The following is a 16,326-nucleotide window of genomic DNA, read 5'->3' on the forward strand; positions in this document are numbered from 1 at the left end:
CCCTTAAGCTTCTGAAGTTGCTTTTTGTTCAGCTTTTGGTGAATTGGCTTGTTTTTGTTCAGCAGCTTTTGGTGCTGCATTTTGAGCTTCAGCTGCTTTTGGTTGATAAGGTTTAGCAGACACTTCTTGTCCTTCTTTTACCTTGGCAACACCATCAACAACAACCTTATCACCAGCCTGCAAGCCTTCAGTTACAATCCAGTCCTGACCTTTGACACCCACTGTTTTAATTGGGCGTGTTTCAATTGCACCTTTGGCATTTACCACCAATGCAACTGCTTGGCCTGTTGGTAAACGAGTTACAGCTGCTTGAGGAATCAGATATGCATTTGGTAAAACACCTTGCGAGATTTTAGCCGTTGCATACATACCTGGTAATAACAGGTGGTTTGGATTTGAGAACACTGCACGTAAAGTCACAGTACCAGTATCTGGATTCACACTTGCATCAGAGAACGCAAGCTGCCCTTCGACAGGGTATTCAGAACCATCTTCCAGTGTGATTTTGACACGGGTATTGTTACTGTTATTTAAGCTGCCTTTGCTGAGTTGTTGGCGTAAACGCAATAATTCAGCACTTGATTGGTTGATATCAACATAGATTGGATCAAGTTGTTGAATCGTGACCAATGGATCAGCTTGGTTTGCCGTCACTAAGGCACCTGGCGTCACCGAAGAACGGCTCGACTGACCAGAGATTGGTGCGCGAACAGTTGAGTAACCCAAGGTAATTTCAGCATTCTTTAATGCAGCTTCAGACGCAGCGACATCCGCTTCAGCCAATTTTACTTGCGCATTGATATCGTCATACTCTTGTTTAGAAACAGCATTTGTTCCTACCAATTGACGATAACGACCTTCTTTCACACGCAATGCATTTAAGTTTGCTTGTTGACGCAATAACGTTGCACGAGCATTGTCTGCTGTTGCACGGTTGGTATTTGCATCAATTTGATAAAGTGCTTGACCTGCTTGAACGTAGCTACCTTCAGCAAATAAACGTTTTAGAATCACGCCACCTGTTTGTGGGCGTACTTCAGAAACTTGATATGCAGAGGTTCGTCCTGACAGTTCGACGTTTTGTTCAACGCTTTGTGGTTGTGCAACAATGACACCAACTTCTGGAGGTGGCATTTTTTGAGCAGCAGCAGCTTGCTGTGCATCTTTAGGATCTTTGCTACAACCAACAAGCGCAATGCTTGTTGCTAATGCGCAAGCAGTTAGGGCAGGGGCCCAAAGCTTAGCCGACATCATTATTCCACCTCAATTTAGATTTTTTATCTAAAAACAAATTATTGCTGAAAGTGCTTTGATACAGCCCAAACCAAAGCAACGAAGTCCAAATCAACCCAATTCCCCAACCGGCAAGGACGTCAGTTGGGTAGTGAACCCCCGCATAAACTCTAGATATCCCCATGAATATAAACCATAAAGTAGATACTAAAATGACACTGGTGCGATATTTGTGTTGTTGACACAACAACATGGCTAAACTCGCAAGGGTTGCAGCATAAAGGCTATGGGCACTTGGGAAGGATGCACCATAACTTTGAACCAAGTGATAAAACTCCATTGGTCTTGGCCGATCAATGCTCCATTTCAGAAGCCAACCAATCACAATGCTGCCAATCACACTTAAAGCGATAAACGTCACATTCTTATAATTTTTAATCCAAGTTTGGTAAAGACACAAAAATGTAGTTAAAAATAGTAAAAAGGGCATTCCGCCAAGCCGAGAGAGCAGAACTGTCACATGATTAAGCGTAAATGAACGGTGCTCAAAAAAAGCTTGAACACTAAAAAGGTCTAAAGTTGATGTGTTGGAAAGAATTAGTCCAATCACACCGAATCCTAAAAAAAAGCAACCAATACAAAGCAATAGGTACGGCATGCGCTACTCATTATTTGCTTAACCATTATTCAGGGTTGTTGAGTGTTTGAAAGTGTACTCGCGAGTACACTTTTGGTCAAGTCTTGAAATTTTATGATAATTTCATTTTGATGTTTTTTTAAGGTTTAGTAAAAAAACATAACAAAATTTGATGTATATCTCACTTTTAATTGAATCTAGATCTTCATGAAAAAAGCGTTTCTCAATCAGTTTGATCAATGATCTGGACTTTATATCGATGAGCTTTGTTGAACATCCTATAACTTAAGAAGTAGCCTCAAGATCCAAAATTAAGTAAAGCTTCTAAAATCAAAAAGCGACTGATTAATGGGTCACATCAAATAGGTGCAGCCATAAGATTGGCAATGAAAATGCATTGTTTTGTTCTCTCATTCAAATCGAGATACTTATAGACTGGCGTCATAGTATCTCCTAGTAAAAGGGATACCATGGCGGAGAAGTAATCTATTGAATAATAGATGCAGGGAATACCAACCCATTTAAACTATTTTTGGTGCATTGATTATACGCAAAAATAGTCTAAATGTTAGACTTGTACTTTGTTGCTTTTTCTGTACAAAGCTAGTGTGGTGATGACACGTTTTTGCTGTGTTCTTCCACTTCAACAGGCTGTTTGGGTGGCCAGAAAAAATCGCTAGGTCGGGTCAGGAAGTGGGTGGTTACCAATTTTGCCAATGGTTTCCACTGTGCAAAGCGAACGCGGCGCGCACGAAGTGCAACAATAATCGTTAAGGTAAAGCTGACAAATAAGTTGGTTAAGCCGATCAGCATCACACCTAAGAATGACACTAAAATTAAACCAATGTCAGGACCACCAATGGTCATTAGACCTTGGATAAAGTTGGCAGAAGCAAAGGCAATATGACGAATATCTAAAGGCAAGCCTAAGATAAATCCAATCGTTCCCATACTGCCGAGCATGATCCCGAACAAGAAGTTACCCGCCAATGCACCGAGATTGGTCTCGATATAGTTGGCAAATTTATCTAAACGTTGTTGTCCCATCCAACGTTTTAAGCGTCGATGCTGCTTTAAGCGTGGACCAACTTTACGGTAAACCGCCAAGTTATCGAAATAACCCGCAATCAAGCCCGAGAAAAATAAACACACACCTGCAATTGCCGCATGTGGAACGGCGAGTGAGGTAAAGGGATTGAGACTATGTAGCAAAGCGGCTGACTTGGCATGATTGAGCAGCGGTTCACCGAGATTGTATTGCCATAAAAAGGTAATCAGTGCTGCGGTTGGAATTGCAATCGAGATATTGCCTAGAATCGCAATGAACTGGGTTCGGATAATATTAATAATCAGTGCGGCCAGTTCGGCAATTTGTGCGGTCTTGCTGCCTTTTTGCTGCTGTACGGTTGATGCCAACGCTGCTGCAGTCATGGCAGGCTGTTTGGTGGCCACGGTAAAATGCAATACATGGATCAGCATAAAACCAAGCGCATAGTTCATGCTGTATAAAAAGGCATGACCAAAGGGTGCGAGTACCAAGCGTGCAGTTAAAATTTTCAGCGTTGCCATGGTGGCAATAATTGCACCTGCACCCGCAGCTGCCTTGTACATGCCAAAGAAACCAGCTTTGTCGGTACTTACATAATGTTCGCCTGTTTTACTGGCATTCTCGGTGACCTGTAAGGCAATCAACTCACTGGTTGACGTCAATAAGTGACGAACACTTTTTTCATTATAATGTGCTTTGGTCAAATCGACGATCAGCTCACCCAATGCGGTATAACGTGCATCATTTTGACTGGCTAATAAAGTTAGCAGCAGTTCAATCCGATCAATCGCCTGCTCTAATAGCGACAATAAATAGGTCAGACTGATACTAACCCCAATCCGCTTGGTGGCACGGCGAATTTTGAGCACCACTTCACGACACTGATCCAGCATCACAAAGGCTTGTGAAGCGTCTGGTGGTGGCAAAACAACAACCGCATCTTGATCATCAATCTGCTTTTTATATTTTTCGATGAATTCTACAATTTCTCGGTTTTGTACCAAAAAAGGCGATTCATATTCGGTAATTTCGGGTTGCGCATTAATAAATTCAGGATATAAACCGATACCGCTAATCCGATAGGACAATACCGTAATCGCTTTAATCAGCTCATTTTTTGAAACCTGCTTTTCTTTGGTATTGCTTTGGCTTTCACCTAACAGGTTGAATAGCCTAATCCAGTCCTGATTCTCAATCAGATCGAGCCATTCACTGTCATTTTCTTGATGGAACACTTTTCCAATCAGGGTTTTAAGCTGTTGACCGTCTTCGACTAAAGGGAGGAAATGCGCGCCTAGACGTTGTCCCAACTGGTTCCAAAAACCATCCAGCGATAGAATCCCGCTGTCAGCATATAAGCTTAACTGTTTATATTGGCTAATGAGCTTGAGTAGGAAATTTTGCAGCAGGATTGCAGAGGTTGGCGTCAGTAATAATATTTTGATCAGTGCATGAATACGCTGTTTGACTTCATCCGCATCATTTGGATTTTTGGGACGGATTCGATTGACTAGTTCAATCAACAGTTGTTCGTCAAGAACAGCTTGAGGTTGGTCAAGCTGTTCCTGCATTTTTAAAAAAAGATCAGATAACGTTAAATGCATAGGCAGTCAAAAAATTATTGTAGTCGATGTAAAGCCATTAAGGTCAAATTGATCAGTGCTTGGCGATATTCATTATCTGGTAGCGCTTTTAACGCTTCTAAAGCAGCATCCGTTTCTTGTTGGGCACGTTTTTGACAGTAATCTAGGCCACCCGAGTGATGAACAATTTCAATCACTTTATCTAAATGCTCAACACCACCTGTTGCAATACTGCGACGAATGATTTGGTGTTCCTCGCCAGTTGAATGAGCTAATGCAGAAATTAACGGTAAAGTTGGTTTTCCTTCCATTAAATCATCACCAATATTTTTACCTAATGTTTCAGCATCAGAGGTGTAATCTAAAATATCGTCGATAATTTGGAAGGCATTACCAAAATGACCTGCGAAGCGACGCAGAGGTTCACGGTACTCTTCCGTTCCCGCCAAAATGGCTGCACCTTCGGTGGCAAGTTCAAATAAACGAGAAGTTTTACCGTGAATAATTCTTAAATAGGTTTCTTCTGAAGTTTCTGGCTGGTGCTGAGACTGGAGTTGGAGTACTTCACCTTCCGCAATTTCACAGGTACCAGTCGAAAAATCTTTTAATAAGGTCATATTGTTTAAATCGACCAATAGATCAAACGCACGTGAAATCAGGAAATCACCGACCAAAACCGCCGTTTGGTTGTTCCAAGTTGCATTTGCAGTTGGGCGACCGCGGCGCAAGCTTGATTCATCTACGACATCATCATGAACCAATGTTGCAGTGTGCAGCATTTCAATCACCGCAGCCAAATGCTGTGCTTGTTGCATATCGGCAAGTCCACACGCTCGTGCTGCCAATAAACACATAATCGGGCGCATGCGTTTGCCACCTGCTTCAACCACGTGTTTGCTGACACTCATAACGAGGCCCACTTTTGAGCTAATTCCTTCATTAATCAGGCGATCCATCGCAGCAAAATCTGTCGCAACAGGGGAGAGAATGTCTTGCTTAAAATCGATAACCATATGAAGAAAAACCTCGTATAGGTGGGTAGTGTTGCCAAGTGTATCAATTAATCTGTGACTAAACAGTTATACAGACTGTGTAATCTGTCATTTAAAACACGATGATGAGCTCTTTGGTCTTAAATTAGACAGAAAAAAGGGGAAGTTCCCACCAAACGCCATTACTTTACTTATGGCACTGTAAAAACACAGTTTGTTATTGTCACAATTTGTTTTCAAAAATGTATTTCAAATCTTGATCAGAATCAATCAAAACAGTTCGCCATCAATCTAATTGATTTTGCTTAAAAATCCAAGCAAGTTATCGATATACATGTGTTTGTGTAAAATCACTTGTCGTTTGATCAATTTTCACTTAAAATTTGTCCCCTTGTATAACCCCAGTGGCGTTCGTCTTAAGATCGATATGTCCCTTTATCGGCACGACGACACGGGCAAGTTGGAGTACATTATGTACGCAGTAATCCAAAGCGGTGGTAAACAGCACCGTGTTGTTGAGGGTGAAACCCTTAAAGTAGAATTATTGAAAGCTGAAACTGGCGCGACTATTACGTTTGATGACGTATTAATGGTTGTTAACGGTGACAACATTCAAATCGGTGCTCCAGTTGTAGCTGGCGCAAAAGTAACTGCAGAAGTAGTTGGCCATGGTCGTCACGACAAAATCCGCATCATCAAAATGCGTCGTCGTAAACACTATCGTAAACAACAAGGTCACCGTCAATGGTTTACCGAGTTGAAAATTACTGGTATCGCAGGCTAATACGAGGAGTAAATAGACATGGCAACTAAAAAAGCCGGTGGATCGACGAAGAACGGTCGTGATTCGAATCCTAAGATGTTAGGTGTTAAAGTTTACGGTGGTCAAACTGTAACTGCTGGTAACATCATCGTTCGTCAACGTGGTACTGAGTTCCACGCTGGTGCAAATGTTGGTATGGGCCGTGACCATACTTTATTTGCTACTGCTGACGGCGTAGTAAAATTTGAAGTGAAGGGTCAATTTGGCCGTCGCTATGTAACTGTTGAAGCTTAAGTTTTAATAGTTCGAAAAAACCCGCTTTTAGCGGGTTTTTTTATGCGTATAAGTTTTGAATGATGGCTTAGTCTGACGCTGTTCCAAAGCGTCCTGTTTTTAAATCCTCGTAAGCCTGTAAAATTTCCTCATAACTGTTCATCACAAAGAAGCCATGCCCATTGATTGGTTCTTGTAAGGGCGGTGCGGACAAAAAGAGCAGATCACAATCTTCCAAGGCAGTGATCAGAACATCGGTATCAAAGCTCGACATCACCGCTAAGGCCTGTTCTTCTAAGTGGTCTTCATGCGCTGCGAACTGAAGCTTGCCTTTACGTAAATAAATTAAAGTCGTGTCGCCATGATTGGCAGGCAGGGTAAGTTGCTGTTGTTTATTCAGATGGACATCTAAGACATTCATTGGGCTAAAGGTTTGGGCGATACCCTGAATATTCTGAAACTGTCCGGCCACGATACGGACATAACCTGCATCATGTTCGAGTAAAATTTTGGGAATATGAGGATTGAGTAAGCTTTGATAGCGAGGTGCAGACATTTTATCTTTTGCGGGAAGGTTGACCCACAATTGCACCATTTCAAAGTATCCACCGCGCTCACGAAACTCTGGACTAAAATGTTCGGTATGCTGAATACCAGCAGCTGCCGTCATCCATTGCACATCGCCTTGCGCAATGATGCCGCCTTGACCCGTAGAATCTTGGTGTTGTAATTCACCAGCAAAAACAAAGGTCACGGTTTCAAAGCCGCGGTGTGGATGTTCATTGACACCTTTCTTCGTGCTTTTGGGCGACAAGCGTCCTGGCCCTAGATGATCTAATAATAAAAACGGTGAGGTGGTATTCCCCAGTTCCTGATAAGAAAAGACCGAAAGGGCTGGATAAAAATCGCCAATCGCAAATCGTGTGTCATTCCGGTGGATAAAGGCGAGACTTTTCATGAATGATGCTTATTAAAATCATTGGCTTTTAGCTTAGCAAATGCTGATGATTCGTCTAGATTCAAGCTGATTAATAATTTTCCCGAATGAGACATTGACGGACGCAGTCAGTGAATGGTCGAAAAGTTGTTTTTCATTCTTACAATCTCTACATAAAGGCTGCAACTTCATACATAATGCAGAACTTTGCGACACGAATTACACAAAACCATTGCTTTTCTTCATTTTTTTAATGATCAAAAACAGTAAGATGTCGTCATACCAGTAGAAATCTGATAGAAGGTTGTTTTTATGAATTTCGTAAAAAAAATGGCTTATGCTGCAACGTTAAGTGCAATGACACTTGCTCCTGTTGTGAGTAGTCAGGTCTTCGCTGCACCAGTCGCTGCATCGGCTCAGCAAGCGACCACAAGTTTGGTTCAACAGTTATCTGGCTTGCAACGATTCACCGCAGATTTTGAACAAACCACAAAAGTAGCAAACAGTAATAAAGCAGTACAAAAAAAAGGTTTAACTGCTCAACACATGAATCAGACCTTTAAAGGAACCATGAAAGTTGAGCGTCCGGGGAAATTTTATTGGGAAACCACCAGTCCGGCCAAACAAACCATTGTGACGACAGGTAAAGTGGTGTGGATTTATGATCCAGATTTGCAGCAAGCCGTACGTCAAAGCTTAGATGATCAAATTGCCAATACGCCTGCATTATTGTTATCGGGTAATACCAACCAGATCATGCAGTCTTATCGTGTGACTCAACCAGACCGTACCAAACTGTATTACACCTTGTATCCGAAACAGGAAGATGGAGCATTCCAAAGCTTAACGATTAGTTTTGGTGGCAATAAGGCACCGAATTTGATGGTATTACAAGACTCTTTGGGTCAAACCACTTATGTGCGTTTCAATAATATTAAAGTGAATCAGGCGATTCCAGCTTCTGTGTTTAATTTCACACCGCCCAAAGGCACCGATATTATTGATCAGTAATTCTCTGCTTTACTTAAAAAGCCGCACATGTTGCGGCTTTTTTGATATGAGCTTTGGATACATTTCTTAATTTTATATTTCTACAAGGCTTTGTATAGTGAAGAAAAACATCAGAGACTTGCATGACGATGAATACTTCACAATTATCAAAAATTATTCCACTTCTTCCCATCCTGACTGTCGTTGCACTTGTAGGTTGCCAACCTAAAAAAGATACTGTAGCGACAACTGAAAAAGTCGATATTCCATTGATTCATGCAAACGTGGTGGCGGTTAAAATTCCAAAGCAAAAAGTCTGTTTGGAGGATGGTTGTACCACTTATGATTTACAAACGGTTGAAACCAATCAGAAATGGATTGATGAATATTTTGTCAATCGGATGAAAAAGGCCGAGCCGAATGCTTTTTCCAATATTGCAGATCAGAAAGTCAAAGTCCCAGCAGATGAACCATCGCAAAGTGAAAGCAGTACCTATGTGCGCTTTGTTGGGCAAAATTATAATCTAGCGACTTTTGCCATTCAGACCTATTCCTATTCTGCAGGCGCTGCCCATGGCATGTCACATCAAGAATTTGTGAATTTTGACTTGAGCAATAAAAAACATATCACGGTCAGTGAATTGCTTAAACCTGATATGAATACCAAACTGCGCGATGAGCTGTATGCATCCAATCAAAATTGGTTGGAAGATCACAGCATTAAAAAAGAACAATTACAGCTCAGTGATAACTATTACTATGGGGTAAATGGCATTGTCTTTGTTTATCCACTGTATGAATTGGCGTCTTATGCGGAAGGGATGAGTGAGTTGACCTTGCCGTACTACGCAGCCAAGCAGTTTGTAAAAGCTGAATATTTACCAAGCCTGCCAAAAGATCCGAACTAGTTTTGCTGCAGCATCGACATATGATGTGTAGATGCTGCGCAAGCGCTGTATTTTTTTAGGTTAAAGCCTTACACTATAGCCAGTTTTTTCTCTATTCATGATTGATTATGATCGACCCAAAATTACTCAGAAATAATATTGAAGCAGTCAATGCTGCTTTGGCAAAACGTGGTATTCAGCTAAATGTACAAGAGTGGGCTGATTTAGAAGCTCGCCGTAAAGATTTGCAATCCAAAGCTGAAAACCTACAAGCAGAGCGTAATGCTGGTGCCAAGCAAGTCGGTCAAATCAAAAAGTCGGGTGGAGATGCTTCTGAGATCATGGCGCGTATGGCGGCCATTGGTGATGAGATCAAAGCTGCAGAAGTAGCTTTGGCTGAATTACAAGCTGAGCTTGAGCAAAAGTCTCTCGCAATTCCAAACTTGCCAGATGAGTCTGTTCCTTTTGGTAAAGATGAAAGCGATAACCTTGAAATCTTAAAGTGGGGTACACCACGCCAGTTTGATTTCGAGATCAAAGACCATACCGATCTTGGTGAAATGATGGGTGGTCTGGAGTTTGAAACAGCGACCAAATTAACAGGTTCACGTTTCAGCGTATTGAAAGGACCTTTGGCGCGTTTACAACGTGCTTTAGCTCAGTTCATGCTTGATACACACACACTTAAAAATGGTTATACCGAAGCTTATGTACCGTATTTGGTCAATGCAGACAGCTTACGTGGTACAGGTCAATTGCCTAAGTTTGAAGAAGACTTATTCAAGCTACAAGGTGAAAAAGAGTATTACCTGATTCCAACCGCTGAAGTGCCAGTGACTAACTTCGTGCGTGACGAAATTATTGATGCGGATCGTTTGCCACTGAAATATTCTGCACACACACCATGTTTCCGCAGTGAAGCTGGTTCTTATGGTCGTGATACCCGTGGTTTGATTCGTCAACATCAATTCGACAAGGTCGAAATGGTGCAAATCGTAAAACCAGAGCACTCGATGCAGGCACTTGAAGAGTTGACTGCACATGCAGAGGGCATTTTGCAGGCATTAGGCTTACCGTATCGTAAGATTTTGCTCTGTGGTGGTGACATGGGCTTTGGTGCAGTCAAAACTTATGACCTAGAAGTCTGGGTGCCAAGCCAAGATACCTATCGTGAAATCTCAAGCTGCTCAAATGTGGGCGATTTCCAAGCACGCCGTATGAAAGCACGCTACCGTGTCGATCAGAAGAAGATCGAATTGGTGCATACTTTGAATGGTTCAGGTTTGGCAGTTGGTCGTACCTTGCTTGCAGTGATGGAAAACTACCAACGTGCTGATGGCTCAATCGAGATTCCAGAAGTTTTACGTCCATATATGGGCGGTGTTAGCTACATCGACTAAACTTTGCATCGATTTTGTGCATAGTTTTTGCTTAAGCTCAATCAGATTGAAAATATAGAGGCGTCACGTGGAAATTTTCCCAATCTCTTTAAAGTTGCAGCAGCAACGTTGTCTGATTGTGGGTGGTGGGCATATTGCCTACCGCAAAGCAAACCTGCTCGTCAAAGCTGGTGCAATTGTGGATGTGATTGCACCAGAGATCCTTCCTGAATTAGGCCAACTGGTTGAACAATCGGCAGGGCAATATATTCAAGCTTCTTTTTCTGAAACGGTTCTGGCAACAGCTTATCGCTTGGTGATTGCTGCGACAGACCAGCCTGACGTCAATAAAGCAGTATTTGAACAGTGTGAACAGCGTAATCTGTTAGTCAACAGTGTCGATGATATTCCGCATTGCCGTTTTATGGTGCCTGCGATTATTGATCGTTCACCCTTGGTAATTTCGGTGGCTTCCAATGGCGCATCACCCGTTTTATCCAGACAGTTGCGTACTCAGATCGAAACCATTGTGCCGCATGGCATGGGTAAATTGGCTGAGTTTTCGGGACAATGGCGTAAGCAAGTGAAAGCCAAAATTGCCAATCCAGATGAACGTCGTATCTTCTGGGAAAACTTGTACGCCAGTCCGCTGAAAGAACAGGTTTTCAATGACAATATTGATGTGGCCAATGATTTGATTGAGCAGGCTTTAACAGAATGGACTGCACCGAAAGGTGAGGTGTATTTGGTCGGGGCAGGTCCGGGTGATCCAGAACTGCTGACTTTAAAAGCTTTGCGCTTGATGCAGCAAGCTGATGTGGTGATTTATGACCGCTTGGTGTCTGCGCCCATTCTAGATTTATGCCGCCGTGATGCTGAAAAGATTTATGTGGGTAAAGCCCGTTCTAATCATTCGGTTCCACAAGATGGCATCAATGCCTTATTGGTGGAATATGCACAGCAAGGTAAACGTGTTTGTCGCTTAAAAGGTGGTGATCCTTTTATCTTTGGCCGTGGTGGAGAAGAGATTCAAGAATTGGTCGAAGCCAATGTGACCTTTCAAGTCGTTCCGGGCATTACCGCAGCTTCAGGTTGTTCTGCCTATGCAGGTATTCCACTGACGCATCGTGATTATGCACAAAGTGTACGTTTCCTGACGGGGCATTTAAAAGAAGGTTCACCTGAATTACCTTGGAATGAACTGGTGTATGAAAACCAAACTTTGGTGTTATACATGGGCTTGGTTGGTTTAGAACGCATTTGTGAGCAATTGATTGCACATGGTCAGCGTCCAAGCATGCCTGTGGCCTTAATTTCTAAAGGGACAACACCTGATCAGAAAGTGGTGGTCGGTACATTGGCAGATATCGCGACCAAAGTATCTGAACATCAGATCGTAGCGCCAACTTTGACCATTATTGGTGAAGTGGTGAGTCTACGTGAACAGTTAAAATGGCATGAGTGAGGAGAAGCAGCGATTGATTATCGCTGCCCTGAGGAGTGAAAACTCCGCAAGAAGACGAAGGCTATGCCTGAGTGAAGCTTAATGGCCATATTTTTTAATAAATTAGGTTCTGTGCCAAGCTAGCCAATATATGTATAAGTGAGTAATTAAGTGATTCATGTCGTCCTATACGAACCTGAGATTCCAGCGAATACAGGTAATATCATTCGTCTATGTGCCAATACAGGTGCGCAACTCCATTTGGTCAAACCTTTAGGCTTTGAGCTGGATGATAAAAAGTTGAAACGTGCAGGTTTGGATTATCACGAATGGGCAAGAATGCAAATTTGGGACAATATCGAACTTTGTCTTGCGGACTTAAAAGCCAAAGGCGTGGAGCATGTTTTTCCACTCACCACGAAAGGCACAGCAACACCGCATACGGTTGATCTGAACCGTCCAGTTGCCTTGTTGATGGGACCTGAAACACGTGGTTTACCTGAACAGGTACGTCTCATGTTCCCGCAAGAGCAGTGGATTCGTTTGCCGATGGCTGAAAATTCAAGAAGTTTAAACCTTTCCAATGCAACTGCTGTGATTGTCTATGAAGCGTGGAGACAACAGGGTTTTAAACAACTCTGATTTATCGTGCTTTAGATATCACCATATGGACTCGCCACAACCAGCGTGTAGCCATTTGGGTCTTTAAACCAAATTTCGCGATGATGCGCGTTGGGGTTATATTTCGGCCCTTCCAAAATTTCGACTTGATGGGTTTGTAGTTTTTGTACAATCTCATCAAATTGATTGCTTTCAAACCACAATAAAACGCCATTCCCAATCACTCGTTTAGGGTCTCCGATATGTGAGTGATCATGCGCTTGCCATTGGTGCAGTTGCAGCACCATGCTTTGCTCAAACAGCAACTGTTCATATTCTCTGCCGCCATGTCCGCTTGCTAAGCCCAGCACAGTTTGATACCACTGACTAGTTTTCTCGACATCTGCAACTGCAATTAATGGTTGTGGGTACATACACACCTCACGGAATTATTCGAATTGTTGTTCCTGTATCGTATCAAAACGTCGTTGAGCGTAAATCACCTGTTCAATATTACTTTCAGCCCAATCTTTGAGTTGATAGGCCATTTCTGCAACTTCTAAACCGAGTGTGGTGAGTGAATAATCCACCCGAATTGGAGCGGTATTCTGCACTTGGCGTTCGATAAAACCGTCTCGTTCCAGCATTTTTAGTTTCTGTGACAATACCTTAGGTGAGATGCCTTGTATGCTTTTTTTCAATAGATTGAAATGCTGGGTCTCTCGCGCAAGCACATTGATGATCATCAGTACCCATTTATCTGCAATTTTTTCAAAAAATAACCGAGCAGGGCAATGTTGTTGATAAATATCGTATTTTAATGCCTGATTCATAGCGATAACCCTCATTTTCTCAATCGAATGTTAGTAGTTACCAGTTGGTAACTAATTGACACCTAGTTTCTAAAATATATCATTAAATCGAACTTTTGAAAAATTTTGGATACTCTCATGACACAAATTGCAGTTGTTTACTTCTCGGGCTATGGCCATACCAAAGTGGTTGCGGAAACTTTTGCGGGTGCGATTGATGCCTCTCTGATTGAAATTGATCAGAATGGTGAGATTACAGAACAGGATTGGCAGACTTTAAATGAGGCTCAAGGTATTGTGTTTGGAGCGCCAACTTATATGGCGGCAGCCCCTTGGCAGTTTAAAAAGTTTGCTGATGCTTCTTCAAAAATCTGGTTTACCCGTGGTTGGCAAGACAAGGTGTTTGCGGGCTTTACCAATAGCGCGAGCCTGAATGGTGACAAGCAAGTGACCTTGATTCAGTTACAGACTTTGGCTTCTCAGCATGGCGGTATTTGGGTGAGTTTAGGTTTGTTGCCTGCCAATACTAAAAATGCAAAACGTGAAGATGTAAATAACCTAGGTGGTTCGGTTGGTTTGTTGGTTCAATCGCCATCTGATGCGAGTACTGATGAGATTCCAACAGGGGATTTGGAAACAGCGAAGCTTTATGCAAAACGTGTGAAATCGATTGTCGAAAAATTGCATGGCTAAGATTTTAAGTTGATAAAAAAGACCGCCAAATTTAGGCGGTCTTTTGTTATTGCTTTTAATGTTGTGTCACGATGGGCTTAGTCTTTAGCACGATTGGCATAAATCGTAAGCGTTTGATCACCACCAGTGAATCGTTCAACAGCTATTGGTGTGCTCCATAGGTTCCAGCCAAGTGAAGACTGTCCAATCAGGCGTTGTGTATATAGATAAACACTGGCACCTGGCTCACGATCATCTAAGACACTGCCATCAAAGACTTTGTATACTAAATTGGTGGTATTGCTGTTGCTACTGTCTCTTTCCAATACTAAACCATATACACTATTAACATCTTCAAAATTAAAGCGATAGACATAGCCAGCGGCTTTTTGTTGGGTCAAAATTGTTTGAATCTCTGCCGCTTTTGTATCTCGATTAAGGGCTATCCATCTATAGTCATATGTTCCGTTATGTAGATTACTGTTGGTACAGAGGAAAGAGTACAGATTATTAGTGGCACGATAAGCATATTCCAAGCGACATCCTGTTCTACCAAGTTCATTGGCATAGTTTGTCCAAGTAGCACCAGTCACAAGATTCGGATTAACAGTTCTCTCATCTACCGTATAGACTGCGGTATCACCAACACGTTTTTCATAAATATTAAAAGTGCCTTTGTTGCCATCCAGTCGATATTGGGTGCGGTAGTGAAAACCTTGGCTCGCTTGAGTCGTTAATTCAGCTTTGAACAGATTGTGTCTTTCGGTTGATGTTCCTGTCGTAGTGGCAGTGGTGAGTTGGTATTGCCATTTAGCTGCATTGTTTGCGTTATCTTTGCTATAAAGATTACGCATATTCATTTCTGATGTAGTTAGTAGAGAAGATGCGGTGTTCGAGATGACATTGGTATCAATGCGGACATCGACTAGTCTAAAGCCTGCATTGGCTTGGGCATCAAGTTGATTTTTCAGTCGTGCAAGGGTAGGTTCCAAGTCTTTAAATTCATAGGTACTGGTCGTGATCAATGGACTTGCTCTTAGGCTTTGGAAGCGTTTAAGTGGCGATTTTCTCCAACACTGATTTGGGTCCATGGCTTGTACTGTACGATCAATGTTCGCGCCATTGGTTTCTGAGCTTTCAAAAATACAAAGCGTATTTGCATCTTTAAAGGCCAGTACGGCTGCATTGGAATTACTATCGTTGGCACCATAAAGTTTTACTCGTGCCAGATGATAGGTTGTTTGATTCGTGCGTTGCGCGTTGCCGATATTGTAGTACGACAGACCACGAGGGCCGCCATCGTGTTCAAAATCGCCAAAAATTTCCCCTGAGCAATTGGCTTCTTGATAACGTTCAGTATCAAGAAGTGTGTCGAATGAATTATTCGATACGACATGGTTTTCCATAATTAGACGGAAATTAAGTGGTGCTGCTGCACATGATTGAGATTCCCAAGTTCCTGCAAAGGTTTGAGATACTGTTGGCGTTGGCGTTGGCGTTGGCGTTGGCGTTGGCGTTGGCGTTGGCGTTGGCGTTGGCGTTGGCGTTGGCGTTGGCGTTGGCGTTGGCGTTGGCGTTGGCGTTGGTGTAGGCGTTGGTGTCGGTGTCGGTGTTGGAGTTGGAGTTGGAGTTGGAGTTGGAGTTGGAGTTGGAGTTGGAGTTGGAGTTGGAGTTGGTGTAGGTGTAGGTGTAGGTGTAGGTGTAGGTGTAGGTGTTGGTGTTGGTGTTGGTGTTGGTGTTGGTGTTGGCGTTGGTGTTGGCGTTGGTGTTGGCGTTGGGGTAGGCGTTGGAGTAGGTGTCGGTTCAGACGAGCTTGAACCTCCGCCACTACCAGAGTCAAACCAACAAGCACTGAGTGCTACCGAAAGCAGCGCAACGCCACTTCCTTTCACGATATTTTTCATTATTCTATTCCCTCTGTTTTTGTGGTGTTTAAAAATCAATTTGATTTTTAACTTTCAAATATTGTTAGATTTTTTTTAATCATAATGCAGCTGGGAAAGGGAAATAAACAAAAGGCCTCATCAGGTTAATAAATTGGTTTTAAATGTTTTTTTATTCAAGATGCTTTACATC

Annotated in this window: 16 protein-coding genes; 8 read left to right on the plus strand and 8 right to left on the minus strand. The window is 42.4% G+C overall.

Features of this window, described 5'->3' with window-relative positions:
* Nucleotides 1-3 precede the first annotated feature (3 nt).
* The 4 genes from NDN13_RS18580 to sdsA form a co-directional block, all read right to left on the minus strand.
* Nucleotides 4-1,254, minus strand: a complete 1,251-nt coding sequence (locus NDN13_RS18580; protein WP_251116510.1) for an efflux RND transporter periplasmic adaptor subunit — start codon at nucleotides 1,252-1,254, stop codon at nucleotides 4-6.
* Complete coding sequence (locus NDN13_RS18585) at nucleotides 1,241-1,891, minus strand: phosphatase PAP2 family protein (RefSeq protein WP_251116511.1); 651 nt, start codon at nucleotides 1,889-1,891, stop codon at nucleotides 1,241-1,243. The genes NDN13_RS18580 and NDN13_RS18585 overlap by 14 nt, the downstream gene beginning before the upstream one ends.
* Before the next feature lie 582 nt (nucleotides 1,892-2,473).
* Complete coding sequence (locus tag NDN13_RS18590) at nucleotides 2,474-4,522, minus strand: site-specific recombinase (protein ID WP_251116512.1); 2,049 nt, start codon at nucleotides 4,520-4,522, stop codon at nucleotides 2,474-2,476.
* 14 nt (nucleotides 4,523-4,536) lie between these two features.
* Complete coding sequence (gene sdsA / locus NDN13_RS18595; RefSeq protein ID WP_251116513.1) at nucleotides 4,537-5,514, minus strand: All-trans-nonaprenyl-diphosphate synthase; 978 nt, start codon at nucleotides 5,512-5,514, stop codon at nucleotides 4,537-4,539.
* 451 nt (nucleotides 5,515-5,965) lie between these two features.
* Here sdsA and rplU point away from each other — a divergent pair, with 451 nt between their 5' ends.
* Nucleotides 5,966-6,277, plus strand: a complete 312-nt coding sequence (rplU, locus tag NDN13_RS18600) for a 50S ribosomal protein L21 (RefSeq protein ID WP_004652230.1) — start codon at nucleotides 5,966-5,968, stop codon at nucleotides 6,275-6,277.
* An 18-nt stretch (nucleotides 6,278-6,295) separates the two neighbouring features.
* On the plus strand, nucleotides 6,296-6,550 hold the full coding sequence (gene rpmA / locus NDN13_RS18605; protein WP_004640422.1) for a 50S ribosomal protein L27: 255 nt from the start codon (nucleotides 6,296-6,298) through the stop codon (nucleotides 6,548-6,550).
* Between the two features lie 67 nt (nucleotides 6,551-6,617).
* Here the strand turns inward: rpmA and NDN13_RS18610 are convergent, their stop codons facing one another.
* Nucleotides 6,618-7,487: a pirin family protein gene (locus tag NDN13_RS18610; protein WP_251116514.1), complete on the minus strand. Its 870-nt coding sequence runs from the start codon at nucleotides 7,485-7,487 to the stop codon at nucleotides 6,618-6,620.
* Between the two features lie 291 nt (nucleotides 7,488-7,778).
* Between NDN13_RS18610 and lolA the strand changes: the two genes are divergently transcribed.
* From lolA to NDN13_RS18635, 5 genes are all read left to right on the plus strand, one after another.
* Nucleotides 7,779-8,477, plus strand: coding sequence for an outer membrane lipoprotein periplasmic chaperone LolA (lolA, locus tag NDN13_RS18615; protein WP_241272068.1), 699 nt, complete (start codon nucleotides 7,779-7,781; stop codon nucleotides 8,475-8,477).
* 122 nt (nucleotides 8,478-8,599) lie between these two features.
* Complete coding sequence (locus tag NDN13_RS18620) at nucleotides 8,600-9,364, plus strand: RsiV family protein (protein WP_251116515.1); 765 nt, start codon at nucleotides 8,600-8,602, stop codon at nucleotides 9,362-9,364.
* 107 nt (nucleotides 9,365-9,471) lie between these two features.
* Complete coding sequence (serS, locus tag NDN13_RS18625; RefSeq protein WP_005205904.1) at nucleotides 9,472-10,743, plus strand: serine--tRNA ligase; 1,272 nt, start codon at nucleotides 9,472-9,474, stop codon at nucleotides 10,741-10,743.
* 67 nt (nucleotides 10,744-10,810) lie between these two features.
* Complete coding sequence (gene cysG / locus NDN13_RS18630) at nucleotides 10,811-12,187, plus strand: siroheme synthase CysG (RefSeq protein ID WP_251116516.1); 1,377 nt, start codon at nucleotides 10,811-10,813, stop codon at nucleotides 12,185-12,187.
* Between the two features lie 150 nt (nucleotides 12,188-12,337).
* Entirely contained in the window at nucleotides 12,338-12,808 is a 471-nt protein-coding gene (locus NDN13_RS18635; protein ID WP_004803126.1) for a tRNA (cytidine(34)-2'-O)-methyltransferase, read from the plus strand.
* Between the two features lie 11 nt (nucleotides 12,809-12,819).
* On the opposite strand, the gene NDN13_RS18640 is transcribed toward NDN13_RS18635, so the two are convergent.
* Both NDN13_RS18640 and NDN13_RS18645 read right to left on the minus strand, forming a co-directional pair.
* Nucleotides 12,820-13,200: a VOC family protein gene (locus NDN13_RS18640; protein ID WP_251116517.1), complete on the minus strand. Its 381-nt coding sequence runs from the start codon at nucleotides 13,198-13,200 to the stop codon at nucleotides 12,820-12,822.
* Between the two features lie 15 nt (nucleotides 13,201-13,215).
* A complete protein-coding gene (locus NDN13_RS18645; protein ID WP_251116518.1) occupies nucleotides 13,216-13,599 on the minus strand; it encodes a winged helix-turn-helix transcriptional regulator in 384 nt (127 codons plus the stop codon).
* A 117-nt stretch (nucleotides 13,600-13,716) separates the two neighbouring features.
* On the opposite strand from NDN13_RS18645, the gene NDN13_RS18650 reads away from it, so the two are divergent.
* Nucleotides 13,717-14,271, plus strand: coding sequence for a flavodoxin family protein (locus NDN13_RS18650; protein WP_251109996.1), 555 nt, complete (start codon nucleotides 13,717-13,719; stop codon nucleotides 14,269-14,271).
* Between the two features lie 77 nt (nucleotides 14,272-14,348).
* On the opposite strand, the gene NDN13_RS18655 is transcribed toward NDN13_RS18650, so the two are convergent.
* Nucleotides 14,349-16,154: a PT dipeptide repeat lipoprotein gene (locus NDN13_RS18655; RefSeq protein WP_251116519.1), complete on the minus strand. Its 1,806-nt coding sequence runs from the start codon at nucleotides 16,152-16,154 to the stop codon at nucleotides 14,349-14,351.
* Nucleotides 16,155-16,326: the final 172 nt, after the last annotated feature.

This window comes from Acinetobacter sp. C32I, assembly GCF_023702715.1.
Classification (GTDB): domain Bacteria; phylum Pseudomonadota; class Gammaproteobacteria; order Pseudomonadales; family Moraxellaceae; genus Acinetobacter.